This window comes from Nocardioides cynanchi (genome assembly GCF_008761635.1).
Lineage (GTDB): Bacteria > Actinomycetota > Actinomycetes > Propionibacteriales > Nocardioidaceae > Nocardioides > Nocardioides cynanchi.
The window spans coordinates 1,534,716-1,559,803 of sequence record NZ_CP044344.1 but is presented as its reverse complement, the minus strand read 5'-3'; the positions used below and the strand labels follow the sequence as shown (position 1 = coordinate 1,559,803).

At 71.8% G+C, this 25,088-nt stretch carries 24 protein-coding genes; 13 read left to right on the top strand and 11 right to left on the bottom strand.

The window, feature by feature from the left end; all coding sequences use genetic code 11:
* Positions 1–7: 7 nt before the first annotated feature.
* The 6 genes from E3N83_RS07735 to E3N83_RS07710 form a co-directional block, all read right to left on the bottom strand.
* On the bottom strand, positions 8–946 hold the full coding sequence (locus E3N83_RS07735) for a type II secretion system F family protein (RefSeq protein ID WP_151082735.1): 939 nt from the start codon (positions 944–946) through the stop codon (positions 8–10).
* 1 nt (position 947) lies between these two features.
* Positions 948–1,967 carry a type II secretion system F family protein gene (locus E3N83_RS07730; protein ID WP_151082734.1) on the bottom strand — a complete coding sequence of 340 codons (1,020 nt, stop codon included), beginning with the start codon at positions 1,965–1,967 and terminating at the stop codon, positions 948–950.
* A gap of 8 nt (positions 1,968–1,975) precedes the next feature.
* Complete coding sequence (locus E3N83_RS07725; protein ID WP_238343119.1) at positions 1,976–3,478, bottom strand: TadA family conjugal transfer-associated ATPase; 1,503 nt, start codon at positions 3,476–3,478, stop codon at positions 1,976–1,978.
* 4 nt (positions 3,479–3,482) lie between these two features.
* The gene (locus E3N83_RS07720; protein ID WP_151082733.1) at positions 3,483–4,670 is read right to left on the bottom strand and encodes an AAA family ATPase; all 1,188 of its coding nucleotides are present in this window, start codon (positions 4,668–4,670) and stop codon (positions 3,483–3,485) included.
* Between the two features lie 6 nt (positions 4,671–4,676).
* Complete coding sequence (gene cpaB / locus E3N83_RS07715) at positions 4,677–5,465, bottom strand: Flp pilus assembly protein CpaB (RefSeq protein WP_151082732.1); 789 nt, start codon at positions 5,463–5,465, stop codon at positions 4,677–4,679.
* A gap of 257 nt (positions 5,466–5,722) precedes the next feature.
* The gene (locus tag E3N83_RS07710) at positions 5,723–7,510 is read right to left on the bottom strand and encodes an AMP-dependent synthetase/ligase (RefSeq protein WP_151082731.1); all 1,788 of its coding nucleotides are present in this window, start codon (positions 7,508–7,510) and stop codon (positions 5,723–5,725) included.
* A gap of 151 nt (positions 7,511–7,661) precedes the next feature.
* Between E3N83_RS07710 and E3N83_RS07705 the strand changes: the two genes are divergently transcribed.
* The 5 genes from E3N83_RS07705 to E3N83_RS07685 all read left to right on the top strand — a co-directional run bounded on the left by E3N83_RS07705 (position 7,662) and on the right by E3N83_RS07685 (position 12,146).
* A complete protein-coding gene (locus E3N83_RS07705; RefSeq protein ID WP_151082730.1) occupies positions 7,662–8,102 on the top strand; it encodes an SRPBCC family protein in 441 nt (146 codons plus the stop codon).
* Positions 8,103–8,117: 15 nt separating this feature from the next.
* The gene (locus tag E3N83_RS07700) at positions 8,118–9,311 is read left to right on the top strand and encodes an ArsA family ATPase (RefSeq protein ID WP_151082729.1); all 1,194 of its coding nucleotides are present in this window, start codon (positions 8,118–8,120) and stop codon (positions 9,309–9,311) included.
* Complete coding sequence (locus E3N83_RS07695) at positions 9,308–9,718, top strand: hypothetical protein (protein WP_151082728.1); 411 nt, start codon at positions 9,308–9,310, stop codon at positions 9,716–9,718. The genes E3N83_RS07700 and E3N83_RS07695 overlap by 4 nt, the downstream gene beginning before the upstream one ends.
* Positions 9,715–10,656, top strand: coding sequence for an ROK family glucokinase (locus E3N83_RS07690; RefSeq protein WP_151082727.1), 942 nt, complete (start codon positions 9,715–9,717; stop codon positions 10,654–10,656). The genes E3N83_RS07695 and E3N83_RS07690 overlap by 4 nt, the downstream gene beginning before the upstream one ends.
* A 65-nt stretch (positions 10,657–10,721) precedes the next feature.
* The gene (locus E3N83_RS07685) at positions 10,722–12,146 is read left to right on the top strand and encodes a hypothetical protein (RefSeq protein WP_151082726.1); all 1,425 of its coding nucleotides are present in this window, start codon (positions 10,722–10,724) and stop codon (positions 12,144–12,146) included.
* 21 nt (positions 12,147–12,167) lie between these two features.
* Here E3N83_RS07685 and E3N83_RS07680 read toward each other — a convergent pair whose 3' ends face one another.
* The 3 genes from E3N83_RS07680 to E3N83_RS07670 all read right to left on the bottom strand — a co-directional run bounded on the left by E3N83_RS07680 (position 12,168) and on the right by E3N83_RS07670 (position 14,681).
* Entirely contained in the window at positions 12,168–13,358 is a 1,191-nt protein-coding gene (locus E3N83_RS07680; RefSeq protein WP_151082725.1) for a hypothetical protein, read from the bottom strand.
* 143 nt (positions 13,359–13,501) lie between these two features.
* A complete protein-coding gene (locus E3N83_RS07675) occupies positions 13,502–13,891 on the bottom strand; it encodes a hypothetical protein (RefSeq protein ID WP_151082724.1) in 390 nt (129 codons plus the stop codon).
* A gap of 10 nt (positions 13,892–13,901) precedes the next feature.
* Positions 13,902–14,681, bottom strand: coding sequence for an alpha/beta hydrolase (locus E3N83_RS07670; RefSeq protein ID WP_151082723.1), 780 nt, complete (start codon positions 14,679–14,681; stop codon positions 13,902–13,904).
* Positions 14,682–14,852: 171 nt separating this feature from the next.
* Between E3N83_RS07670 and E3N83_RS07665 the strand changes: the two genes are divergently transcribed.
* The 6 genes from E3N83_RS07665 to E3N83_RS07640 are packed head-to-tail and all read left to right on the top strand — an operon-like array spanning position 14,853 to position 19,300.
* A complete protein-coding gene (locus tag E3N83_RS07665) occupies positions 14,853–15,626 on the top strand; it encodes a lysophospholipid acyltransferase family protein (protein ID WP_151082722.1) in 774 nt (257 codons plus the stop codon).
* The gene (gene macS, locus E3N83_RS07660) at positions 15,623–16,771 is read left to right on the top strand and encodes a MacS family sensor histidine kinase (protein ID WP_151082721.1); all 1,149 of its coding nucleotides are present in this window, start codon (positions 15,623–15,625) and stop codon (positions 16,769–16,771) included. Before E3N83_RS07665 ends, macS begins: the two co-directional genes overlap by 4 nt.
* A 9-nt stretch (positions 16,772–16,780) precedes the next feature.
* The gene (locus E3N83_RS07655) at positions 16,781–17,278 is read left to right on the top strand and encodes a flavin reductase family protein (RefSeq protein WP_151082720.1); all 498 of its coding nucleotides are present in this window, start codon (positions 16,781–16,783) and stop codon (positions 17,276–17,278) included.
* Between the two features lie 9 nt (positions 17,279–17,287).
* On the top strand, positions 17,288–17,971 hold the full coding sequence (locus E3N83_RS07650; protein ID WP_151082719.1) for a response regulator: 684 nt from the start codon (positions 17,288–17,290) through the stop codon (positions 17,969–17,971).
* The gene (locus E3N83_RS07645; RefSeq protein ID WP_151082718.1) at positions 17,964–18,419 is read left to right on the top strand and encodes a GNAT family N-acetyltransferase; all 456 of its coding nucleotides are present in this window, start codon (positions 17,964–17,966) and stop codon (positions 18,417–18,419) included. Before E3N83_RS07650 ends, E3N83_RS07645 begins: the two co-directional genes overlap by 8 nt.
* On the top strand, positions 18,416–19,300 hold the full coding sequence (locus E3N83_RS07640) for a hypothetical protein (RefSeq protein ID WP_151082717.1): 885 nt from the start codon (positions 18,416–18,418) through the stop codon (positions 19,298–19,300). Before E3N83_RS07645 ends, E3N83_RS07640 begins: the two co-directional genes overlap by 4 nt.
* Before the next feature lie 86 nt (positions 19,301–19,386).
* On the opposite strand, the gene glpK is transcribed toward E3N83_RS07640, so the two are convergent.
* Both glpK and E3N83_RS07630 read right to left on the bottom strand, forming a co-directional pair.
* Positions 19,387–20,871: a glycerol kinase GlpK gene (gene glpK / locus E3N83_RS07635; RefSeq protein WP_151082716.1), complete on the bottom strand. Its 1,485-nt coding sequence runs from the start codon at positions 20,869–20,871 to the stop codon at positions 19,387–19,389.
* Complete coding sequence (locus E3N83_RS07630; RefSeq protein ID WP_151082715.1) at positions 20,868–21,692, bottom strand: DUF1028 domain-containing protein; 825 nt, start codon at positions 21,690–21,692, stop codon at positions 20,868–20,870. Before E3N83_RS07630 ends, glpK begins: the two co-directional genes overlap by 4 nt.
* An 85-nt stretch (positions 21,693–21,777) precedes the next feature.
* Here E3N83_RS07630 and E3N83_RS07625 point away from each other — a divergent pair, with 85 nt between their 5' ends.
* Both E3N83_RS07625 and E3N83_RS07620 read left to right on the top strand, forming a co-directional pair.
* Positions 21,778–23,058, top strand: coding sequence for an MFS transporter (locus E3N83_RS07625; protein WP_191908003.1), 1,281 nt, complete (start codon positions 21,778–21,780; stop codon positions 23,056–23,058).
* Positions 23,059–23,270: 212 nt separating this feature from the next.
* Positions 23,271–24,980, top strand: a complete 1,710-nt coding sequence (locus E3N83_RS07620; protein WP_151082713.1) for an NHL repeat-containing protein — start codon at positions 23,271–23,273, stop codon at positions 24,978–24,980.
* Positions 24,981–25,088: the final 108 nt, after the last annotated feature.

The window sequence follows — 25,088 nt, the reverse complement described above, 5'->3', positions numbered from 1 at the left end:
TCGTGGGTCATCTCCCGGAGAAGGAGTCCATGATGTGGATCACCGCCGGGCCCATGACCGCGATGAACAGGCAGGGCAGGATGCAGAAGATCAGCGGGACGGTCATCTTCACCGGCACCTTCTGAGCCTTCTCCTCGGCTCGCTGGCGGCGCTTGACCCGCATCTCGGACGACTGCACGCGCAGCACGTTGGCGATCGGGATGCCGAAGCTGTCGGCCTGCACCATGGCCGTCACGAAGCTGCGGACGTCGTCGACGTTCGTGCGGTCGGCCAGGCCACGGAGTGCCTGGGCGCGACCCTGGCCGATCTGCATCTCGCGCAGCACGCGGGAGAACTCGTCGGCCAGCGGGCCGGTGGTGTTGCGGGCGACCTGCTGGATGGCGGCGTCGAAGGCGAGGCCGGACTCCACGCTGATGGTCATCAGGTCGATGGCGTCCGGAAGGGAGCGGCCCATCAGCAGGGAGCGCTCGTAGACGCGCTGGTAGAGGTAGAGGTTGGGGCCGAACCAGCCGACGATCGTGGCCAGCACGATCAGCAGCCCACGGAGCGGGAAGTGGGTGCCGAGGGCCGCGGTCAGGGCCACGGACACCAGGAACATGGCGATCGCACCGATCACCTTCCCGGCCTGCACCCGCTCGACGGTCCAGCCCACCGGGTTCCCGGCGACGTCGAGGCGCTTGCGGATCCGCTCGGCGGCGTCGCTGCCCGACAGCCTCCGCGCGACGAGCAAGGCCTTGCCCTGCAGAGGTGCCATCACCCGGTCGGCGAAGGACTCGTCGTAGTCCTTGGTGAGCTCCTTCGGCGCGGTGGTGACGGCCTGGAGCAGCGCCACCGAGCGGTCCACGCCGCTGACGGCCCGGCCCGAGGCGGTGGTGCCGACGGCGGCCGAGACCAGCACGATCGCGAGCACGACGAGGGCAGCGCCCATGATCAGCAGAATGGTCACGTCACACCTCGACCTTGACGATGCGGCTCATCCAGAAGACACCCACGGACAGGATCACGACGCCGGCACCGATCATCAGCCACCCCAGCGGTCGCTGGAAGAGCACGATGACGTACGGGCGGTTGGCCAGCAGCAGGTAGAGCATGAAGCCCGGAGGCAGACCGCCCAGCACGTAGGCCGACAGCTTGCCCTCCGCGGCCAGAGCCGCCACCTGGCGGCGGATGTACTCGCGCTCGCGCATGGTGCCGGCCACGGTGTTGAGCAGCTCGGCGAGGTTGCCACCGACCTGCCGCTGGATGTTGATCGCCATCACGACCCAGTCGAAGTCCTCGCTCTGGAACCGGTCGGCGATGCCCTGGAGGGCGTCCTCGAGCGAGAGGCCGAGACGCGTCTCGACCAGCACCCGCTTGAACTCCGAGGCGATCGGCTCGTTGGCCTCGCGGACGATGGTGTCGACTGACTGGGCCAGCGAGAGGCCGGCGGCCAGCGAGCCCGACATCAGCTGCAGCGTGTCGGGCAGAGCCGACTCGAACCGCTTCTTGCGCCGCCTGGCCCGCCGCCGGAGGTACATGCTCGGCCCGAGCGCACCGATCCCCATGAAGATCAGGCCCACGATCAGGTTGCCGCCGCCGATGATCAGCCCGAGCACGGAGACCCCGATGAAAACGGCGGCGTGCAGCATCAGCCACTCGGCCGGCCGGATCTGGCTACCGGCTGCGTCGAGGCGCCGGGCGATCTTCTGCTCCAGCCCGACGTTGTGGCTCAGGGCGGTGGCCGCGACGTCCTTGGCGGTCTGCAGCGCCGACTCCTGAGGCCGACTGGTCACGGTCACCGGCGCCGACGCAGGGGCGCCGCTGCCGGCGCGGGCGGCGTACTGCTGGACCCGCTCCTCGGTGCTCAGCTTCCGCTCGAAGGGGACCATCAGGACCAGCAGACCGAGCAGGCCGAGGCCCACCGCGCCGATGCCGGCGTACATCATCCACGACGTCCCGCCGGTGGTCACCAGCGGGAGCAGCGTCACCAGAGCACTCACCGCGCGCCGTCCATCGCGAAGATCATCGGGTCGACGAACACGTTGGCGTACTCCATCTTCTCCAGGAACTTCGGCCGGAGACCGGTGGAGCGGAGGTAGCCCTGGGCCTTGCCCTCGTCGTTGAAGCCGGCCGAGTGGTCGTAGACGAAGATGTCCTGGAGGGTGATGATGTCGCCCTCCATCCGCTCCACCTCGGTCAGGCTGGTGATCCGGCGCGAGCCGTCCTTGAAGCGGGTCTGGTGCACGATCAGGTCGACCGCGGAGGCCACCTGCTCGCGGATCGCCTTCACCGGCAGGTCCATGCCCGCCATCAGCACCAGGGTCTCCAGACGCGCGAGCGTGTCACGGGGGCCGTTGGAGTGGACGGTACAGATCGAGCCGTCGTGACCGGTGTTCATCGCCTGGAGCATGTCGAGGGCGGAGGCGTCACGAACCTCACCGACGACGATGCGGTCGGGACGCATACGCAGGCTGTTCTTGACCAGGTCGCGGATGTCGACGGCACCACGGCCCTCGATGTTGGCCGGGCGCGACTCGAGCCGGACCACGTGGTCCTGCTTGAGCTGGAGCTCGGCGGCGTCCTCGATGGTGACGATGCGCTCGTCCTCGGGGATGAAGGAGGAGAGCACGTTCAGGGTCGTGGTCTTCCCGGCGCCGGTGCTCCCGGACACGATGATGTTGAGCCGGCCGCGGACGCACGCCTCGAGGAAGGCCACGGAGCGCTCGCTGAGCGTGCCGAAGGCGATCAGGTCGTCCGAGGTCAGCGGGTCGGCGGCGAACTTCCGGATGGTGAGGGACGAACCGTCCACCGCCAGCGGCGGGATGATCGCGTTGACACGGCTGCCGTCAGGCAGGCGGGCGTCGACCATCGGGCTCGACTCGTCCACGCGCCGGCCGATCCGGGACACGATCTTGTCGATGGTCCGGCGGACGTGGGCCTCGTCGGTGAAGTGCGCGTTGGCCTTGACCAGCTTGCCGTCGCGCTCGAGGTAGATCGAGTCCGGGCCGTTGACCATGACCTCGGAGACGTCGACGTCGCGCAGGAACGGCTCGATCGGGCCGTAGCCGAGGATGTCGTCGCTGATCTCCTGGGTGAGCCGGTTGCGGTCGGCGTTGCTGATCGGCCGCTCCTGCGAGCTCATCAGCGTGCCGAGCACCGAGCGGACGCGCTTGTCGAGCTCGGCCTGGTCCATGTTGGCGTCGTACAGCTGCGGGCCGAGCTCCTTGAGCAGCTCGCTGTGCACCTCGTGCTTGAGCTCCTCGAGCCGCTCGGTCTCGGCGTTGCCGCGGCGCCCGACCCTCAGGGCCGTCGTGCTCGGCGGGGCGTTGCGGGCGCGCACGCCACCGTCCTCACCGGCGCCGGAGACGTCGCGCGGCGGGGGAGGCGGTGCGTCGGTCTCGGGGCCGTCGGTGCCACCCGGCTGCGGCGGAGGCGGCGGGGCGCCGCCGCTCTCGGTCTGCTTGCGGGCCGCGGCCAACCGTTCGGCGAGACTGCTCACGATGTCACCTCTTGATCCGGAAGAGTTTCGAGAAGCGGTCGTTCTCGGTGTCGGAATGCCGCCCGGAGTCGGTTCCCGGTGCGTTCTGTGGGTCGCCGCTCAGCATCGCCGACAGGTTGCGGAAGGCGGCGCTGGACGGGTGGTTCGGGCTGGCCGCGATGATCGGGGTGCCCGCGTTGGTCGCCGCGGCGATGTCGATCGACGTGGTGATCTGGGAGGCAACGTGCATCCCGAGGATGGTCTCGACCTTCTCGGCCCCGATGCCGACCGCGTCGTCGGCGCGGTTGAGCAGCAGGTGGCGGTGCCCACGACCGATGTTGAGCATCTCGAGGGTGTCGAGGGCGACCTTGACGTTCTTCAGGGTCGGGACGTCGAGCGTGGCCACGATGATGCACTCGTCGGTCTCGTCGAGGGCGGTCAGGGTCTGCTCGTCGAACGCCGGCGCCGTGTCGACCACGACGTAGTCGTACATCGTGCGCAGGGTCCGCAGGACCTTCGAGATCAGCAGCGGAGCGATCCGCTCACGGACGTCCGGGTGGCTCGGCGCGGCGAGCACCTTGAGGTTGTCCTGGTAGCGGGTGAGGAGGGAGTTCAGCATCGGCGCGTCCAGGTCGTTCTCCGAGCCGATCGCGTGCTCGATGGTGTGCGAGGGGAACAGCTGCAGGGTGATCGCGACGTCGCCGAACGCGAGGTCGAAGTCGACCAGGCACACCTGCCGGGCGCCCTTGTCGGTGAGCGCGAGCGCCAGGTTCACCGCGACGGTGGTCTTCCCGACCCCGCCCTTGGGGGAGAAGATCGAGATCACGGTGCCGTTGTGGCGCGACGCCTCCGGGCCCCGGAGGGCCTGCGAGAACTGGTGGGCCCGGTTGACCGCACCCGCGACCAGGTGCAGGTCATCCATCGCCACGACCTCACGGGCGCCGGCCTGCATCGCCCGAGCCAGCACCGCGGTGTCGAGGGCGGGCCGGACGAACACGACGCTGGTCGCCGGACGTGAGGTGCGCAGGCTCTCGCACACCGTCACCCCGTCGCCGAACGCGATGTTCGGCCCCAGCACCACGACGTACTCCTCGGGGTGCTGGGCCAGCCACGGCAGCAGCCGTTCGGTGGTGTCCACCGACTGGCAACCGGGCGGAAGGGCGCCCAGCAGCCTGCGGGCTGTGGTGCTGTCAGGATCGACGATGACTGGCATGTCGGCTCACTTGAAGAGAGAAGAGATGAGGGTCGAGGTGCCGGGGCCCGGCTTGACGTTGCTCTGCGGGGTCAGCAGCCCGAAGGTGAGATCGAGGGCCTTGGAGGCAACGATCACCTTCTGAGCGTCCTTCTGCGTAACGGCGATGGTCAGCAGCGTACGTGGAAGTTGCTCGGTCGTCTGCGTACCGTTCGAGTCCGTGCTCGTCGTCGTGGTCGGCGGTTGGGGCGAGCCGACGTTGAGCACCGTCACCTTGGGCAGCAGCAGGCGGGTGGCCTGGATGTCGGTGCTGGTCGTGGAGCTGCTGGTGCCGGAGTTCGCCTTGGCCAGCAGCTGCCCGGTCACGAAGATCGCGACGTTCTGGCCGTTCTGGATGTTGCCGGCCACGCGGTCGGGGTCGGTGAGGTTCACCGAGATCGCGATCATGCCCGGCGGGATGGCCAGGGAGCTCGACGTGGCCACGACCGTGTCGCCGAACTGGCTGGCGACGATGACCTGACCGGCGAAGATCGGGACCGAGGCGATCTTGCCCTTCAGCGTGTCCACGCTGGTCTGGTAGCCCGTGTTGGCGACTGCGAAGTCCTTGGGCACGGGCTGCAGGGAGATCTTGCCGGCAGCCAGCGCGTCGTCGTACTTCTCGCCGGCGGCGACGTTGGACGTCGCCTCGAGCACCTGGATGTTCGACACGCTCGACTTCGCGCGGCTGTCCGCGCCGCGGACGTAGAGGAAGACGAGGGCCGTTCCGATCACGGCGACGAACACGGCGAGGATCAGCAGCAGTCTGCGGCGGTCCATTCGGGCGTACCTTTCGCTGGGACACCTGCCACCCCGGCGAGGCCGGACCGGCAGTTGGGGCGAGTCGAGAGCGTCCAGCCGAGGTGCGCCGACGTCCCGAAACACGCGAGACAGATGTTATGGGTGTTCATCGGCGTGGCGGAGCGGAATGGCAAAGAAAGCGGGCCCCCGACGTCACGATGGCGCGGTGTCCTCGTCTGCCGGCGTACGACGGACGGGCAGGGCTCGGCGCGACCCGTGCGGACGAGCAGGCGACGTCAGCCGAACAGGGCGGCGATGTCGTCCTTGCGCTCGCGGACCACGACGTTGCGCTTGAGCTTCAGGCTCGGTGTCAGCTGCCCGCCCTCCTCTGTCCAGTCGTCCGGGAGGATCACGAACTTGCGAATGGACTCGGCCCGCGACACCGCGGCATTGGCGTCGTCGATCGCCGCCTGCACGGCGGCTCGCAGGTCGGCGTCGTCGACGAGGGAGGACAGGTCGCCGGTCTTGCCGTGCGTAGCGGCCCAGTCGGGGAAGACGTCGGGGTCGATCGTCACCAGCGCCGCGATGAAGGGCTGGCCGTCCCCGACGACCAGGCACTGGCTGACGAGGGCATGCGACCGGATCCGGTCCTCCAGCGCGGACGGTGCGACGTTCTTGCCGCCGGCGGTCACCAGGATCTCCTTCTTCCGGCCGGTGATCCGGACGAACCCCTCCTCGTCGATCTCCCCGATGTCACCGGTGTGGAACCAGCCGTCGCGCTCGAGGACCTCGGTAGTCGCGGGCTCGTTGGCCCAGTAGCCGGCGAAGACCTGCCCGCCGCGGAAGAGCAGCTCGCCGTCGTCGGCGACCCGCACCTCGGTGCCCGGCAGGGGCTGGCCTACCGTGCCCACCTTGAGGGCGTCCGGGCGGTTGACCGTCAGCGCGGCCGTGGTCTCGGTCAGCCCGTAGCCCTCGAGCACCGACAGGCCGATGCCACGGTAGAAGTGCCCCAGGCGGTCGCCCAGCGGCGCCCCGCCGGAGACGGCGTAGACGCAGCCCCCGCCCAGCGCACCGCGCAGCCGCGCGTAGACCAGCCGGGAGAAGAGGGCGTGGCGCGCGCGCACGGGCAGCGGCACCTTGCCGCGGTCGAGCGCCCGCGAGTAGGCGATCGCGGTCTCCGCGGCCCGGTCGAAGATGCCGCCCCGGCCCTCGGCAGTAGCGCGTTGCGAGGCCGTGTTGAAGATCTTCTCGAACACCCGTGGCACGGCCAGCACGAACGTCGGCTGGAACTGGGCGAGGTCGGGCAGCAGGTTCTTGATGTCGGCGCTGTGGCCCAGCCGGACCCGGGCGCGTACGGCGCCGACCTGGATGATCCGGGCGAAGACGTGGGCCAGGGGGAGGAACAGCAGGGTCGAGGCGTCCTCCGCCTCGAAGAGCTGGTGGAGCTCCGGCACGGCCACGCCCACCTCGAACATGAAGTTGCCGTGGGTGAGCAGGCAGCCCTTGGGGCGCCCGGTCGTGCCGGAGGTGTAGATCAGCGTGGCCAGGTCGAGCGGGGTGGCGGCGCAGCGCCGGCGTTCGAGCAGGTCGTCGGTGATGTCCTCGCCGAGCCGGACGAGCAGGCCGATCGCGTTGTCCTCCAGCGACCACACGTGGTTGAGCTCGGTCAGGGCGGAGCGTCGCTCGGCGATCCGGGCGGTGTGCCCGTGCCCCTCGGCCACCACGGCCCGGGCTCCCGAGTCGGCGAGGATCCACTCGATCTGGTCGGCGGACGACGTCTCGTAGACCGGCACCGTGACCGCGCCGGCGAACCAGATCGCGTAGTCGACCAGGGTCCACTCGTAGCGGGTCTTGGAGATCAGGGCGATCCGGTCACCCGGCTCGATCCCGGCGGCCACGAACCCCTTCGCGACCGCACGGACCTCGTCGAGGAACCCCGCGGCCGTGACGTCCTCCCACCCCTCGCCGACCCGACGGGAGAAGACCACCGCGTCGGGTGCGGCGGCCGCGTTGGCCACCACGTCGTCGGTCAGGTTGCCCGTGGCGGCGATCTCGACGTTCAGCGGCGCGGAGTACTCGCGCACGGGGCCTCCTCTGGCGGTGTCGGCCGGTCTTCACTGGGAACTCTCGGGGGGAGGTTACCGCCGGTCGGTCCCGGCCCGATCCGATAGGCTCACCGGGCTCGGGACGGTGACCCGCTCCGCCCGAGAGACGTTCGAGCCCGAAGGGACCACGATGGCAGAACAGACCACCTCGTCGATCACCATCGAGGCCTCGCCGGGCGAGATCATGGACGTGATCGCCGACTTCGACTCCTACCCCCACTGGGCCACCGGGGTGCGGACCGCCGAGGTGGTCGCCGAGCTCCCCGACGGCCGTGCCGAAAAGGTCTTCTTCAAGCTGGACGTCTCCCCGATCAAGGACGAGTACACCCTCGCCTACGTCTGGACCGGCAGTGAGCAGGTCACCTGGGTCCTCCACGAGGGCAAGATGCTCAAGGCCCTCGACGGCGCCTACATCCTGGAGGACCGCGGCGACGGCTCGACCGAGGTGACCTACCGGCTCGCCCTGGACGTCGCGATCCCGCTGATCGGGATGCTCAAGCGCAAGGGCGAGAAGATCCTGATCGACGCCGCTCTCAAGGGTCTGAAGAAGCGCGTCGAGTCGCTCGGCTGACGGCGTCCCGACTCCGTGCGGATCCTCCTGTTCACCGGTAAGGGCGGCGTCGGCAAGTCGACGGTGGCCGCGGCCACGGCCACCCTGGCCGCCCGGTCCGGGCTACGGACGCTGGTCCTGTCCACCGACGCCGCCCACTCGCTGGCCGACGCGTTCGGGACCACGGTGGGTGCCGAACCGGTCCCGGTGGCGCCCCGGCTCTTCGTGCACCAGGTCGACGCCCAGCTGCGGTTCGAGCAGTCGTGGGCCGAGATCCAGCGCTACCTGCTCAGCGTGCTCGAGATCGCCGGTGTCGACCCGGTCGCGGCCGAGGAGCTGACCGTCCTGCCCGGCGCCGAGGAGGTCCTGGCGCTGCTGGAGCTGCGACTGCACGCGCTCAGCGACGAGTGGGACTTCGTCGTGGTCGACTGCGCCCCGACCGCCGAGACGCTCCGCCTGCTCGCCCTCCCCGAGGCCCTCGGCTGGTACATGACGCGGGTCTTCCCGGTCGAACGGCGCATGGTCCGTGCCCTGCGCCCGGTCCTGTCCCGGGCGGTCGGTGTGCCGATGCCCGACGACGGGGTGTTCGGTGCGGTCGAGCGGCTGCACGCGGAGCTCGACGAGGTGCGAGCCCTGCTCACCGGACCGGAGGCGAGCGTGCGGCTCGTGCTGACCCCGGAGCAGGTGGTGCTGGCCGAGGCCCGGCGCAGCTACACCACCCTGTCGCTGTTCGGCTACCGGGTGGACGGAGTGGTGGCCAACCGGGTCTTCCCCTCCGGCGACGCGGACCCGTGGCGGGCCCGGTGGGTCGCCGCGCAGGACGACGTCCTGGCCCAGGTCGAGGACTCCTTCGCCGGGCTCCGGGTGTGGCGGTCGGAGTACCGCCCGTCCGAGCCGGTGGGGCTCGAGGCGCTCGGGGAGCTCGCGTCCCACCTGTACGGCGATGGCGACCCGCTCGTCGTACCCCCGGCGCGGGAGCCCCTCCGGATCACCCGGACGACGGGTGGTGCCGTGCTGCACCTGCGGCTGCCCTTCGTGGTCCGCGGAGACGTCGATCTCGCGAGGGACGGCGACGACCTGGTGGTGACCGTGGCCCCGTATCGTCGTCTCCTGACCCTGCCCGCCGGGCTCGCCCGGCACCGTGTCGCCGGAGCCCGCGTGGAGGACGGCGAGCTGCGGGTCAGGTTCGCCGCCCGAACCGACCAGCGAGCAGCCCAGGAGGAAGCGTGAGCCAGAGCGAGGGGCCAGGCCCCGCGTCCGGCGCGCCGTCCGACCCCGTGGGCAGCGTCGCCGAGGAGGCGGCCAAGCTGTTCGGCGCGGTGGCCGGCTGGGCCCGGGAGCACGGCGACGGCCTCTCGACCCTGACCGAGCAGCTGGGCGACAACCTGGGCGACGACCTGCACGACCACCTGGGGACCGGCGACGCGTCGTGCACGTGGTGCCCGGTCTGCCGCACGGTGAACGCGATCCGCCAGACCAGCCCCGAGGTGCGCGCCCATCTGGCCGGCGCCGCCTCGTCGCTGATGCTGGCGGTGTCGGGGATGATGGCCACCCAGCCCCCGGCGCGGGACGGCGGTGTCGAGCGGATCGACCTCGACCAGGACGACGACGGCGACTGGCCGGAGGACGACCGATGACGCTGGCCTGCGGCATCGACGTGGGTGGCACCAAGATCGCGGGCGGCGTCGTGGACGAGGCCGGCAGGATCATCGAGGAGCTGCGGGTCGAGTCGCCCGCCACCGACGAGGAGGCGATCGAGCAGGCCATCGAGACGCTCGTCGCCGAGCTCCGGGCCCGCCACGACATCGCTGCGGTGGGGGTCGGCGTCGCCGGCTACATCAACCGCGCCCGTTCGGTGGTGATGTTCGCGGCGAACATGGCGGTCCGCGACCTCGACCTCAAGGCCGACCTCGAGCAGCGGCTCGACCTGCCGGTGTTCATCGAGAACGACGCGAACGCCGCGGCGTGGGGCGAGTTCCAGTTCGGCGCCGGCCACGACGTCGAGGAGCTGCTCCTGGTCACGGTGGGCACCGGCATCGGCGGTGGGGTCGTGCTGGACGGTCAGCTCTACCGCGGGGCCTTCGGAGTGGGCGCGGAGATCGGACACCTGCGCGTCGTACCCGACGGGCTGCCGTGCGGCTGCGGGAACCGCGGCTGCTTCGAGATGTATGCCAGCGGGAACGCCCTGGTCCGCAGGGCGAGGGCAGCGGCCTCGACCGGGTCCCCGGCGGCCGCGGACCTGCTGGGCCGGGCCGGCGGTGACCCGGCCGGGATCACCGGCCCCTTGATCACCGACGCGGCACACGAGGGTGACGCCTTCGCCTGCGAGCAGCTCGCCGAGCTCGGGCGCTGGCTGGGGGAGGGCATCGCCTCGATCACCGCCGTCCTCGACCCGGCCCTGGTGGTGATCGGCGGGGGCGTCAGCGCCGCCGACGACCTGCTGCTCGACCCGATCCGCGACGGGTTCGCGGCCCAGCGGCCGGGGCACGACCGCCGACCGATGCTCGAGATCCGGAAGGCCGAACTGGGCAACCGGGCGGGCATGATCGGCGCCGCCGACCTCACGCGTCACTGACCGGACCCGGGCGCGCCGTACCGATCTGCCCGCCGGACCCCCGGTTTGCTGCGACGATCCGGGGCATGGCCGACCGTCTGCTGCGCTGGCTGCCGCTGGCCATGGTGTGCGGCCTGCTCGCCTGGGTCGCGGGCCGGGCGGCGCGTCCGATCGCCGACCCCGACGACTGGTGGCACCTGCGCCTGGGCAACGACCTCATCGACCAGCACTCGCTGGCCACGCCGCACCACTGGTCCAGCTTCGCCACGGTCTCCTGGGTGCCGACCGAGCCCGTGCCCGAGGTCGTCGCCGCGTGGGTCGAGCGCTGGCTGGGACTGCCGGGGCTGGCCTGGCTGTTCGGGCTGGCGGCCATGGTCGTGGTGGTCGTGGTCTACCTGGCCAACCGTCGGGAGGGCCGGATGCTGGCGGCGGGGGTGGCCACCGTGCTCGCGGTTCTGGCGTCCTCCGGCTCCCTGACCTCGCGCCCGCAGCTGGTCAGCTTCGTGCTGCTGCCGGTGCTGATGGCCGCGTGGCTGCAGAGCGAGCGCGACCTGCGGCCGCGCTGGTGGCTGGTGCCGCTGGCGTGGGTGTGGTCGCTGTGCCACGGCTTCTGGTTCGTGGGCGTCGCCTACGGCTTCCTCTTCCTGGTCGGGATCGCCCTCTCGCGTCGCGCGACCGCCGGAGAGCTCGCGCGGCTCGGTGCGGTGGCGCTCGGCTCCTTCGCCGTGGTGCTGCTCAACCCCGTGGGCCTCGGGGTGCTGAAGGCGCCCTTCGCGGTCAGCTCGACCTCGCAGTTCATCCAGGAGTGGGACCGCACCGATCTCCTGCTCTCGGGGCCGCTGGGCGCCGCGGCGATGATCGTCGGCACCGCCGTGGTCTGGCTCCTGACCAGGCGAGGCGTCACCTGGGCGCGGGTGCTCGTGCTCGTCGGCGCCACCTTCTGGCTCTGGTACGCCGGCCGCACCGTGGTGATCGCCGGGCTGACGGTCGCTCCGGTCTTCACCGCGGCGCTCGAGACCCTCCTGACCAGGTTCGGCTCGCCCGAGGAAGCAGACGCTTCCCGCGGGCCCGGCCGGGTCGAGCTGGGTGTGCTCATCGCCTCGGCGGCCGTGCTGCTGACCGGCCTGGCGGCCGTGGTGCCCCACACCTCGGCCACACCGGGCGACGTCCCGCTCGGGCTCGACGCGCGACTGGACCAGCTGGCGCCCGGCACCAAGGTCTTCAACGCCTACGAGCTCGGGGGGTGGATCCACTGGCGCCACCCCGGCCTCGACCCCTACATCGACGGGCTGATCACGCCGTACTCGAGTGCGCACGCATCGAGCTACGAGCAGGCAGTGAGCACCTCCACCGGGTGGTACGGCGTCGTCCGGGACTCCGCGGCACCGGTGGCCCTGCTCCGCACCGGGTCCGCGCTGGCGGCGGGGCTGGAGCACCACGGCTGGGTGCCCGACGGCGAGTCCGACGGCTATGTCCTGCTGCGCAGCCCCTCGCCCGCGAGCGCTGGCTGATTTCTCGGGGTCGGGTGGCCGTCAGGGCCAGCCGCGGAGGGCTCCGGTCACCACGAACTCGTAGGAGAGCCAGGCGAACTGCGAGGCGAACCCCATCGTGGCGATGGCGACGGCGAGAGCCACCCGCTCACGGGTCGTCGTCACCACCTTGCCCACCTCGGGGAAGGGCCACCACAGCACCGTCGCCAGCATCACGTAGCGGAACACGCTGGGCGTCGGCCGGGTGGAGGCCAGCACGTCGAGCGGGTAGAACATGGCCCACGACCGGAGCTCCAGCCCCCACATGGCGGCGGACGGGCGGAGGACCAGGGCGCACAGCAGCACCAGCGCGAGCCAGGCCACGACGATCTTGCTGCCACCGCCCAGCACGGTCACCCACGACGGCCAGCCGGTCTGGCCCGGGGGTAGCCATGCCTGCTCGGTCACGAAGTAGGCGTCGAGCCGTCCGGTGTGGATCGCGGCCATGGCCGGCCACAGCAGGAACGACGCGGCGATCGCCACCGTGATTGCGGCGACGGTGATCGCCTCGCGTCGGGGGAACGGGTCCGTCGCCCGGCTCCGCCATCGTCCGAGCCAGTGCACGGCCGCCACGAGCGCCAGGGGCAGCACGATCGGGCGGGTCAGCGCCAGCAGCAGGGCCGCCATGACCAGCAGCCCGTAGCGCCGATGGCGCAGACACCAGAGACCCGCGAGGACCAGCAGCAGCGCCAGGCTCTCGGCGTAGGCCAGCTGGAAGGTGACGGCCGCCGGATAGGTGCACAGGGCCAGGACCGTGATCGCCGCGACGAACCGGCCGGTGCGCGGCACCAGCAGCCGGTACAGCAGGCACATCGCCAGCGCGCCGCAGACGAGGCTGACGACGGAGGCCGCCGCCCCGAACGGGAGTCCGGTGAGCATCACCAGGCGGATCAGGCCGGGGTAGAGGGGGTAGTAGGCCCAGGGGTTCTGGTTGACGGCCCCGTGGAGCATCGGGAGGTGCGACGGGTAGCCGTGCTCCACGATGATCCGGTACCACTGCCCGTCCCAGCTCGCGATCACGTGGAAGTACGTCGGCGGGTCGACGATGATCGGCGCCACCAGGGTCGACGGGAAGGTCGACGCCGGCAGCTGGTGGGCAGCGACCACCAGGATCAGCACCACGTCGACGAGCCGGGTGACGACGAAGATCAGCAGCGGTACGGCGTACCACTTCCAGCCCCGCACCCTGTCCACCCAGCACCCCCCGGGCCGTCGTCGTGCTTCCCGACGTCAGGAAACCAGCGCAGGATGACACGCGACGAAGCCGTCGGCGCGGATCTCCGCAGAATTCCGTCCGACCGGACAGGTCGGTCCACCCGGCTCGCGGCGGCCGTTGCTCAGAGCCGAGCGCCGTCGTCGTCGGGGTCGCGGGGCTCCTGCGACATCGTGGCGACCAGGTAGCCGAAGGAGCCGAGGAACGCCAGCACCAGGCCGCCGGTCAGCACCGACGGCAGCCGGTAGTCGATCAGGGTGACCAGCACCAGCAGGAGGGGGGCGGCGACGAGGCCGACCCAGGCGAGGCGGCGCTCGGGTGCGATCACCGGTGGCGGCGGCAGCGGCGGTGGCACGAACGCCTCGTCGTACACCTCGAGCCGGAACGGGTCCGGCTGCACGGGCTCGGGTACGACGTACTCCGCGGGCGCGGGGGGCTCGGCGGGGACGACCGGCCGGTCGCCGTAGTTGTCGACGATCTCGCGCCAGGTCGCGTCGTCGTCCCTCCTGCTCACCGGACCAAGGTTAGGCCGTCACCTCGGCGATGAACGCCGCGGACTCCGCGAAGATCTGCTGGTCGTCGTTGTCGAGGGTCGCCACGTGGTAGCTGTTGGTCAGCGCCGAGCGTCGGACGTCGGTCGACCCCAGCCCGCGCGTGATGATCCCCTCCGACAGCTCGTCGACGACGTGGTCCTCGGTGGAGCGGAGGTAGAGCACCGGCTTGGTGATCGTGCCCAGCCCTGCGATCACCCCGGGCCAGGCCGACATCATCGAGTGTGCCGCCTTGAGCGGGGTCTTGGGGTAGCCGTGCTCGTCCTGGCCGGGCCGCTTGATGTCGTTGGCGATCGCCGGGAACGACGACACCAGGTGCTTGAGCACCGGCAGCAGCTTGACGTCCTTGCGCTTGGTGGCGACCGCCGGGTTGACCAGCACCACCCCGGCGATGTCTGCGTCGTGCCGGGCCGCGAGCTGCAGGACCAGGGCGCCGCCCATCGACAGGCCGCCCACGACCACGGCGTCGTTCTCGCTGCGCAAGACGTCGAAGGTGCGCGACAGCTCGCCGTACCAGTCGTCCCAGGTGGTGACGTTGAGCTGTTGCCAGCTGGTGCCGTGCCCGGGCAGGCGGGGCACCGCCACGGCGTACCCCAGGTCGGCGAGGTAGTGACCCCACGGCTTCATGGAGTACGGCGACCCGGTGAAGCCGTGGCTGAGCAGCACCCCGATCCGCTTCCCGCCGGTGAGCTCGGGACGGGCGGCGACGGAGAGCGGGGCCTCGGGTGCGCCGGCGTCGGCAGGGCTGGTCATGCCGCGCATCCTGCCGTACGGCGTGGGGCTTGTCAGGCGGTGCCCGCCCCGTGGTGAGCCACCGCTGGGCCGGTGTCGGGCCCGGTCGAGGCCGCGGGTCTGGGACTAGGGTGTGCCCCAGCACGCACCAGCAGCGTGCTCCGACTGGACGTTCGAGCAGGAGGGGGCCCGGTGTTCTACTGGTTCCTGAAGTGGATCGCGCTCGGCCCCTGGTTGAAGCTGGTGTTCCGGCCCCGGGTCGAGGGCGCCGACAACGTGCCGGCCACCGGCCCCGCGATCCTGGCCAGCAACCACCTGTCCTACGCCGACTGGATGTTCATGCCGTTGACGCTGCCCCGCCGCGTCACCTTCGTGGCCAAGGCGGAGTACTTCACCACGCCGGGCATCAAGGGCTGGTTCCAGAAGAAGTTCTTCTCCGGTGCCGGGCAGGTGCCGATCGACCGGTCCGGTGCGAACGCCGCGGAGGGCGCCTTGTCGTCCGCGCGCGCGATCCTCGAGGAGGGCGACCTGTTCGGGATCTACCCCGAGGGCACCCGCTCCCACGACGGCCGGCTCTACCGCGGCAAGACGGGCGTGGCCCGCCTCGCGCTCGAGACCGGGGCGCCGGTGATCCCGGTGGCGGTGCTCGGCACCGACAAGGTCGCGCCCCCGGGCAAGAAGTTCGGGACCTTCACCCGCCCGGGCGTGCGCTTCGGCACGCCGCTGGACTTCTCCCGCTACGAGGGCATGGAGAACGACCGCTACATCCTGCGCGCGATCACCGACGAGATCATGTACGAGATCATGCAGCTCTCCGGCCAGGAGTACGTCGACCTGTACGCGAGCAAGGCCAAGGAGGCCTCGGCGAAGGCCGCCGCCGACGCCAAGCGCGCGGACCGTGAGGCCCGCGAGGCTGTGGAGGCGGCCGGCGACGCCGTGGCCGACGAGCAGAAGCAGGCGTCCTGACCCCCGGCCTCCGGCTCCCGCTGCGACCGACCGAGCCCGCCGCGATCGCGGTCGAGGACCGCATGTACCGCTGGCTGGCGGTGCTGCGGCTCGTGCTGGTCGCCAACACGGTGGGGCTCAACCTGTACCGCGGCGACTTCTCCCACCCGGTCGCCGCCGCCGCCCTGGTCGCCGCGCTCGTGGGCTGGAGCCTGCTGATCAGCTGGGTCTACCACTCCTTCGTCCGGCGTACGACGGCCTGGGTGGTCGCCGACCTCGCGGTCGCGCTGACGGCCGTGGCCCTGACCGCGGCAGTCAAGGAACCGGGCTACCACTCGACGGTGCCGGGCTTCTGGGTGATGGCCGCGATGTTCGCCTGGTCGATCCACTGGCGGCTCCCGGGCGGTCTCGTCGCGGCCGTGCTGCTGTGCGTCGACGACGTGCTGACCCGGCACTACCTGTCGGAGACGATCTACGGCAACCTCTTCCTGCTGCTGGTCGGAGGCCCGATCGTCGGGCTGATGGTCGACTCTCTCCTGCGCTCCGCGGCCCGCACCGCGGCCGCCGAGCGCGCGGCCGCTTCCGCCGAGGAGCGCACCCGGCTCGCGCGGGTCGTGCACGACGGCGTCCTCCAGGCACTGGCCCTGGTGCAGCGGCGGGCCCCCGACCTCGGCCCGGACGGCGCCGAGCTGGGCCGGTTGGCCGGTGAGCAGGAGACCGCACTGCGGGCGCTGATCCGCCAGCAGGACACCGTCGAGGCGACGCCGGGCGTGGTCGACCTCGTGGGCGCCCTGTCCGTGCTCGAGCGACGGCGCGGCGTCTCGGTGGCAACTCCGTCGGAGAGCGTGCTGCTGTCCGGGCGGACCGCCGAGGCGCTGGTGGCCGCGGTCTCGGCCTGCCTCGACAACGTGGTGGCGCACGTGGGCACCGACGCCCCGGCCTGGGTGCTGCTGGAGGCTTCGGCCGACGCGGTGCACCTGACTGTGCGGGACGAGGGGCCGGGGATCCCGCCGGGCCGGGTCGAGCAGGCCGAGCGCGAGGGTCGGCTCGGGGTGGCGTCGTCGATCCGGGGCCGGCTCGCCGAGATCGGCGGCACCGCGGAGGTCTCGTCGGGCTCCTTCGGCACCGAGTGGCAGCTCGCCGTGCCGCGTCGGCCCGCCGACTAGCCTCGAGCCGTGACGATCCATACCGGCCACCCGTTCGCCGAGGAGCCCGACCCCGCCCGCCGGCTCCGCGGGAGGGTGGGCGGCACGGTGAGCCTGTGGACCGCAGGCGCGGGCCGGTCCCGTGCCGGGCTGACCGTGACGTCGTACCTCGTGGGGGCGGGGGAGGAGACCCGGATCATCGGGCTGCTCGACCCGGACGCCGACCTCACCGAGACCCTGCTGGCCACCGGGGTGGGTGTCGTCCAGCTCCTGACGTGGGAGCACCGCGACCTCGCCGAGATGTTCGCGGGCACCGCGCCGGCTCCGGGCGGGATGTTCAGCCAGGCCCCGTTCGACCAGGTGACGTGGGGGCCCCGGTTGGCCGGCGCGACGACCTGGGCCGGCGTACGCGTGGAGTCCGAGCTCGCCGTCGGGTGGTCGCGGCTGGTCACCACGGTCGTCGAGGAGCTCGAGGTCGGTGACGACGACGAGCCGTTGCAGCACCGTCGCGGGCGCTACGCGCGTTAGGGTCGGCCCATGTCCGACGGGGTCGCCAGCGGGGTGGAGCCGCCGCTGCGGGTGATGGTCGTGGACGACCACCCGATGTGGCGGGACGCCGTGGAGCGCGACCTCGTGGCCGCCGGCTTCGACGTCGTCGCCGTGGCGGCCGACGGCCACCAGGCGATCGCCCGCTTCCCGGCGGCGCGGCCGCAGGTCGTCGTACTGGACCTGCAGATCCCCGGCCCCGGCGGCGTCGAGGTGACCGCCGACGTCCTCGGCCGTGACCCGTCGGCGCGGGTGCTGATCCTCTCGGCCTCGGGCGAGCAGCGCGACGTCCTGGAGGCCGTCAAGGCCGGTGCCACCGGCTACCTGGTGAAGTCCGCGTCCCGCGAGGAGCTGGTCGACGCCGTACGACGGGTGGCCCGCGGCGACACGGTCTTCACCCCCGGCCTGGCCGGGCTGGTGCTCGGCGAGTTCCGGCGGATGGCCGAGGGCCCGGCGCCGCAGCCGGACAACGAGCTGACCCCGCGCGAGACCGAGATCCTGAAGATGGTGGCGACCGGGATGAGCTACCGCCAGATCGCGGACCGGCTCGTGCTCTCGCACCGCACCGTGCAGAACCACGTGCAGAACACCCTGCGCAAGCTGCAGATGCACAACCGGGTCGAGCTGACCCGCTACGTCCTCGAGCGCGGGCTCGGTGACGAGGACGATGAGTGAGGTCAGGTCCGGGACGTCGGCGTTCCGCGTGGCCGGGCCTGACGACGCCGTCGCCCTGACCGGCCTGGAGCGCGACGCCAACCTGGTCGCGCTGGCCCACGTCTTCCCGGGCGTGCCCTACCCCGAGGACGAGGTGCTGGCCCGGTGGTCGCGGGTGCTGGCCGATCCCGAGGTGCGGGTCGAGGTCTGCGGGCCCGACGTCCTGCTCGACGCCTACGTGTGCTGGGACCCGACCACCCTGCGCCACCTCGCGGTCCGGCCGGAGCGGTGGGGGACCGGGCTGGGCCGGCTGGCGGTCGAGCGGGCCGTCGGCGCCACCCGGCTGTGGTGCCTGGTCGAGAACCGGCGCGCCCGGGGGCTCTACGAGCACCTCGGCTGGAGCCCGACCGGCCGGGACGGCGCGGCCGAGTGGCCGCCGTACCCACGGGAGATGGAGTACGCCCGATGAACGACGACCTCCTGGCGCTGGCCGACGAGCTGTACGCGCTGCCGCTGGACCGCTTCACCCCCGACCGCGACGCCCGGGCCAAGGCCGCGAAGGGTGACCGGGAGCTCGTGGCCGCGATCAAGGCGCTGCGCAAGCCGTCGGTGGCGGCCTGGGTGGTCAACCTGCTGGTACGCCGAGACGCCGCGCAGGTGGAGCAGGTGCTGGCCGTCGGGGCGGCCCTGCGTGAGGCCCAGGAGGGGATGGACGGTGCCGAGCTGCGGGTCCTGACCCGGCAGCGCCGACAGGTGACCTCCGCGGTCACCGGCCAGGCCCGCGCACTGGCGCTCGAGGAGGGGGTCCGGGTCACCCAGTCGGTGGCCGACGAGGTCGAGGCGACCCTGACGGCGGCGATGGTCGACGCCGACGCGGCGCGGGCCGTGCGGAGCGGGCTGCTGGTCCGGTCACTGACCGCCACGGGCGTCGACGCCGTCGACGTCTCCGCGGCGGTCGCCCTTCCGGACGCGCTGGGCTTCGCGGCCTCGCCGACCGCGGCCGAGACCCCCGCGCCGCCGGAGCTGCACGTCGTACCCGGTGACGAGGCGGCGCGGAAGCGCGAGCAGGCGGAGGAGGCGCTGGCCGAGGCGGAGGCCGCCGTCACCGAGGCGGCCGGGGAGCTGGAGACCTCACGCACGGCGGTCGAGGAGCTCCAGGCGCGCAGCCTCCAGCTCCAGTCGGAGATCGACGAGCTGAAGCGCAAGCTGGCCGCCCTCGAGAGCGATGCCGAGGAGACCGACGAGGAGCTCGCCGAGGCGGAGGAGGCCCACGGTGAGGCGGAGGCGGCCCACACCCACGCCGTACGCGATCGGGACGCTGCGCTGGCGACCCTCGCCACCCTCGACTGACCGCTTGTCGGGATAGTCCGTGACGAAACGCAGGTCCTGAGGGCGATCTCGGATGCGTTTCGTCACGGACTATCCCGATGGTGGGGCTAGTCGGTGGCCCAGGCCTTCGAGCGCTGGACGGCCTCGGTCCAGCGGGCGTACGACGCGTCCGGGGCGGAGCGGTCGGGTGCGGGCTCGAAGCGGCGGTCGAGCTGCCAGGTCTCGCGCAGGTCGTCGGTGGAGCCCCAGACCCCGACCCCGAGCCCGGCCAGGAACGCCGCGCCCAGAGCTGTGGTCTCGACGATTTCGGGGCGCTCGACGGCCACTCCGAGCTGGTCGGACTGGAGCTGGCAGAGCAGGTCGTTCGCACTCGCGCCGCCGTCGACCCGAAGGGCGTTCGCACCCGCGGCGGCCGCCGGCATCGTGGCCAGCACGTCGCGGACCTCGAACGCGATCGCCTCCAGCGTGGCGCGCACGATGTGGGCGCGGGTGGTGCCGCGGGTCAGCCCGATGATCAGGCCGCGGGCGCGTGGGTCCCAGTGCGGTGCGCCGAGGCCGGTGAGCGCCGGCACGAACACCACCCCCTCGGAGGAGTCGACCGTGGCCGCGATCGCGGCCGTCTCGGAGGCCGACCCCACGATCTGGAGCCCGTCCCGCAGCCACTGCACCGCGGCGCCGGTCACGAAGATGGCACCCTCGAGGGCATAGGTGAGCTCGCCGTCGGGGGAGCGCCAGGCCGCGGTCGAGAGCAGCCCGGCGTCGGAGCGCTCGAGCGACGACCCGGTGTTGGTGAGGATGAACGACCCCGTGCCGTAGGTGCACTTGGCGTCGCCCGGCTCGAAGCAGGTCTGGCCGAACAGCGCGGACTGCTGGTCGCCGGCCATCCCGGAGATCGGCAGCGACAGCCCGCAGAACGACGCCGGGTCGGTGGTCGCGATCTCGCCCCAGTTGGGGACCAGCTCGGGCAGCGCGTCGCGGGGTACGCCGAACAGCGCGCACAGCTCGTCGGACCAGTCCCCGGTCGTCAGGTCGAAGAGCAGGGTGCGGCAGGCGTTGGACACGTCGGTGACGTGCCAGGTGCCACGGGTCATCCGGGCGACGAGGTAGGAGTCCACGGTGCCGACGGCGTACCGGCCCTCCTCGACCAGGGCCCAGGTGCGCGGCTCGTTCTCACGCAGCCAGGTCAGCTTGGTGCCCGAGAAGTAGGGGTCCAGCCGGAGCCCGGTCAGCTCGGCGACCCGCCCCTCGTGGCCCGCGTCGCGCAGGCGGTCGCAGATCGAGGCGGTACGACGGTCCTGCCACACGATCGCCCGGCGCGGCGAGCCGAGGGTCTCGCGGTCCCAGAGCAGGACCGTCTCACGCTGGTTGGTGATGCCGACCGCCTCCAGCTGCGAGGCGTCGTACGTCGCCAGCACCTCGCGCGTCGCCTCGAGAGTCGCCTGCCAGATCTCCTCGGGCGCGTGCTCGACCCAGCCCGGCTGGGGGAAGTGCTGGGAGAACTCCTGGTAGCCCCGCGCAGCGATCCGGCCGTCGGCGGTGACCACGACCGCGGTGACGCCGGTGGTGCCGGCGTCGATGGCCAGGACGCTCACGAGTCGGCAGCCTCGCGCAACGCGTCGAGCACCTTCTCGTCGATCCACGCGCCGTGCGGGTCGACCCGCATCTCGAAGTTCTCCGTGCCGGCCCAGCTGTTCAGGTCGGGATGGCCCAGCTGGTGCACCAGGCTCTCGATCTCCTCCTCGAGGGCGGGCGTGATCGGCACCTTCTCGGCCTCGGTGGAGGCGGTCAGGTACAGGTCGTTGAGGTCCAGGAGCCGGGACAGCTCGGTGACCGGGTCGGGATGGTCGTCGACCCGCAGGTCGGCCACGATGTCGTCGCCGCCGGCGTACCCCGCACCGTCGCTGACCACCAGCAGCGCGGCCGACTGCCGCCCCCGTTTGTCACCGCCGGCGTCGTCGCCGGCAGCCAGCGCGGCCAGGAGCCGCCGGGCGAGCGGCTCGTCGGCATCGGTCGCCTCGAAGGCGTCCTGCATCGCCTCGACCACGAACTCCCCGGCCAGGACGTTGCCCTGGATCGCGTAGCCCTCACCGGTCACGCCGCCGGCCCAGTGGAGACAGCCGTGCCCCGTGTGGCTGGCCGCCCCGCCGTCCGAGTCGACGATGCCGACCTGACGCTCGTCGCGCTTGTCGTCCTCCTCGAGCAGGCGCTGCAACGCCACCGAGGCGGTCGCTCCGTCGTCGAGATGTGCCAGCCCCAGACCCTTGTAGGCGACGTTGGCATCGGCCTGGGTGGCGATGGCGCCGACCTGCGCGACCGCGGCCGGTACGACGGCGCCGACGGCCAGGAACTTGGAGGCGACGGCCACTCCCCACGACTCACCGTCGGTGGAGCGCGCCACGATGGAGAACGTCATGGCGGGAGCCTACGACCTGCGCCTCGGCACCCATCGGGGCTTAACCGTTTGCCCTCGACCCCGCTTGAGGTTGGAGGATGGCACAGTGCTGCAGCGACTCGGGTTCCCCGACGTGGGTCCCCACCGGAGGTTCGTCTCCGCCCTGGCGATCGACGCCGTGGGCAGCGGGGTGTGGATCCCGCTGTCGATGCTGTACTTCCTCCACCAGACGTCATTGACGCTGGTCCAGCTCGGCTTGGCGATGACGGTCGCCAACCTGGCGGTGATCCCGGTGGTGCCGCTGATCGGCACCCTGGTCGACCGGCACGGGCCACGGCTGGTGATGCAGGCCGGCAACGCGGGCGCCGCCGCCGCCTTCGCGCTCTACCCCTTCGCGCACTCGATGCTGATGGTCACGCTGCTGGTCTTCGCCGCGAGCGCCACCCGGTCCGGGTTCTGGAGCGCCCTGGGCCCGATGGTCACCCAGATCACGCAGACCGGTGAGCGCGAGATCTGGTTCGGCTTCCTCCAGGCCATGCGCAACGCCGGCTACGGCGTGGGCGGGGTGCTGGCGGCGGTCGCGCTCACGATCGGGACCGGCGCGGCGTACCAGTCCGTCGTGCTGCTGAACGCCGGCTCCTACGTCCTGGCGTTCCTGCTGATGCTCGGAGTGGCCGGCGGTGCCCGGCCGGTCCGTGCCGACGACGCCCCGGCCCGCGACGACGGGCGCTGGTGGGTGGGCTTCGCCGACCGCGGCTACCGCGCGCTGCTCGCGGTGATCCTCTGCTACGCCCTCGCCGAGATGACGCTCAACGTCGCGATGCCGGTCTACTTCGTCGACACCGTCGGACTGCCCGGCTGGGTGCCGGGCACCGTCTTCGTGATCAACACGGTGATGATCGGCGTGGGCCAGGGGCTCGTGGTGCGCGCCATGACCGGCGCCGTACGCCGTCGAGTGCTGCAGGCGGCGATCGCCTTCACCGCGGCATCGTTCGCGATGTTCTACGCCGCCGGACGGCTCCCGGTCGCCGGGGCGGCGGCACTGGTCCTGGTCGCCGCCGTCGTCTACACCCTCGGTGAGATGACGGCCGGGCCGGTGGTGGCCGCCCTCGCCGCCGAGGCGCCGCCGCCCGACCAGCGGGGCCGCTACATGGCCTCGATGCAGCTGGCGTGGAGCACGTCGGGCGCCGTGGCACCCCTGCTGTACTCGGCCCTGCTGCACCGCGGCGCCCTCGCGCTGTGGGGCGGCACCCTGCTGCTGTGCCTCGTCTGGGCGCTGCTCGTGCAGGTGCTGGGGGTCCGGATGCCGCTGGCGGGCCGGGCCGTCACCAACCTGGCGCAGGTCGACCCGACGCCCGTGCCCGATCCGGCGACCCTGCCGGACTGAGCCGGTAGCCGGCCGGCGACCCGGGCTCGCCCACCCTTGTGGGTGTGGCCGATCGGTCAGACTCTCTGGTCCATTCCGTCCGTCTCGGCCATGCGTCGTACGTCTGGGGAGGACGCGTGTTTGGCTGCAGGCCGGTGGTACTCACCGCCGACTCCTCTCTGGTTCTGCCCCCTGATCTCGGTGTGCTCGCCAGCCCAAGCAGAAGGACCCCCATGCCCGAACGTCTCGCTCGTCCGCGCCGTCTCGGCGTCACCGGCCTCGCCGTCGTCGCCCTGACCTCCGCCGTCTCGGTGGTCGGTATGGCCTCCCTGGCCGGAGCCGCCTATGCCGGCCCCGGCTTCACCCCGGCCGTGCCCGGCACCGTCTTCATCTCCGACGTCTGGCAGGACCAGGTGCTGGCCGTGGCGCCGGACGGCACGAAGTCCGTCTACGTCAGCGGGGTCCAGCCCTTCGGACTGAGCCTCGACGACGCCGGCGACCTCTTCATCGCCCAGGACAGCAACGACGTCGTCAAGATCGCCGCCGACGGCACCCGGACCGACGTGGTGTTCGGAACGGTCTCCTACGGCTACCAGCTCGCCGCCGACCCGGCGGGGAACATCTTCCTCGCGGACCCGAACAACAACCGGGTCGTGGAGATGACCACCGACGGGGTCGAGCAGACGGTTCCGATCGACGGACTGAACGGGGTCTCCGGCGTGGCCGCCGACGCCGAGGGGAACCTCCTCGTCGCGGACGGCAGCAACGGACGCGTCGTCAAGGTGACCCCGGGAGGTGTCCAGTCCGACGTCGCCACGTCCCTGTCCTACCCCACGGCTGTGGCGGCCGGCCCTGACGGCAGCGTCGTCGTCGCCGACTCCTACAACCGGATCCTGCAGATCGCGGCCGACGGCACCCAGACCGACGTCGGCTTCCAGAACGTCTACTACGCGCGCAGCCTCGCCGTGGACGCGACCGGCACCGTGATCGCCAGCAGCCAGGACGACTTCATGTTCAACAGCGGGAGCGTGATCTGGCAGAAGGGTGTCGACGGACCCGAGACCGCGCTCACGTCGAGCAACTCGGGGTACGTCTACGGGATCGCCGTCTCTCAGAACCGCGCACCCCAGGCCGTCTCGTTCACCTCCGACCCGGGGGCGACACCCACCGTCGGCGACCGGTACGACGTCACCGCCACGGGCGGCGACTCGGGCAAGCCGGTCACCTTCTCGGCCGGCCCGGACTCCGCGGACGTCTGCACCGTCGTCAGCCACCTCGACAGCTCGGCCACCGTCCGGCTGACCGGGCGTGGCACGTGCACGATCGATGCAGCCCAGAGCGACACGCGTGGCTACCTGGCCGGCGCCCAGCAGCAGTCCTTCCAGGTGCTGGCCGCCGGGGCGCTGGCGTTCACGTCGGAGCCCTCCACGCCGCGGGTCGGCGACACCTACCGGGCCACGGCCGGGAGCGACTCGCCGGAGGCCGTCGCCTTCGAGTCGAGCTCGCCGAACTCCTGCTCGGTCTCGACCGACGGGGTCGTGACCTTCCTCCACGCCGGCGACTGCACCGTGCACGCCTCCCAGCCCGGGAACGGTGACTACCTCGCCGGCTCCGCCACGCAGGTCATCCACACCCGCCGCGCGATCCAGACGGTCGCCTTCACCTCCCAGGCGCCGCACCGGGCGCACGCCGGTACGACGTACAAGGCGAAGGCCACCGGCAACACGGAGTCCGGTCGCAAGGTGCGGATCACCGGCCTCGGTGCCTGCTCGGTCGGTCGCCACGGTCTGGTGAGCTTCAACCACCGCGGGACCTGCACGGTGTTCGCCATCCAGACCGGCAACCCCGACTACCAGCCCGGGAAGGCCAAGCAGGTCATCGTGGTCACCCCGGCGAGGAACCGCAGCGCTGCGGCGGTCGAGGGCACGACGCTGGTCGGCTGACCCAGCCACCGGGCCGCCCCGGACCCCCGTGGTCCGGGGCGGCCCTCCGGCCGGCCCACGGATCCCGCACAGGTGCGGGTCCGTGGGCCGGCTGCTGTCGGATTCCGG

Coding starts and splice junctions, on each gene's coding strand:
- E3N83_RS07720 (WP_151082733.1), bottom strand. CDS start 4,670: ATGCCAGTCATCGTCGATCCTGACAGCACCACAGCCCGCAGGCTGCTG.
- cpaB (WP_151082732.1), bottom strand. CDS start 5,465: ATGGACCGCCGCAGACTGCTGCTGATCCTCGCCGTGTTCGTCGCCGTG.
- E3N83_RS07705 (WP_151082730.1), top strand. CDS start 7,662: ATGGCAGAACAGACCACCTCGTCGATCACCATCGAGGCCTCGCCGGGC.
- E3N83_RS07690 (WP_151082727.1), top strand. CDS start 9,715: ATGACGCTGGCCTGCGGCATCGACGTGGGTGGCACCAAGATCGCGGGC.
- E3N83_RS07685 (WP_151082726.1), top strand. CDS start 10,722: ATGGCCGACCGTCTGCTGCGCTGGCTGCCGCTGGCCATGGTGTGCGGC.
- E3N83_RS07670 (WP_151082723.1), bottom strand. CDS start 14,681: ATGACCAGCCCTGCCGACGCCGGCGCACCCGAGGCCCCGCTCTCCGTC.
- E3N83_RS07650 (WP_151082719.1), top strand. CDS start 17,288: ATGTCCGACGGGGTCGCCAGCGGGGTGGAGCCGCCGCTGCGGGTGATG.
- E3N83_RS07645 (WP_151082718.1), top strand. CDS start 17,964: ATGAGTGAGGTCAGGTCCGGGACGTCGGCGTTCCGCGTGGCCGGGCCT.
- E3N83_RS07640 (WP_151082717.1), top strand. CDS start 18,416: ATGAACGACGACCTCCTGGCGCTGGCCGACGAGCTGTACGCGCTGCCG.
- E3N83_RS07630 (WP_151082715.1), bottom strand. CDS start 21,692: ATGACGTTCTCCATCGTGGCGCGCTCCACCGACGGTGAGTCGTGGGGA.
- E3N83_RS07620 (WP_151082713.1), top strand. CDS start 23,271: ATGCCCGAACGTCTCGCTCGTCCGCGCCGTCTCGGCGTCACCGGCCTC.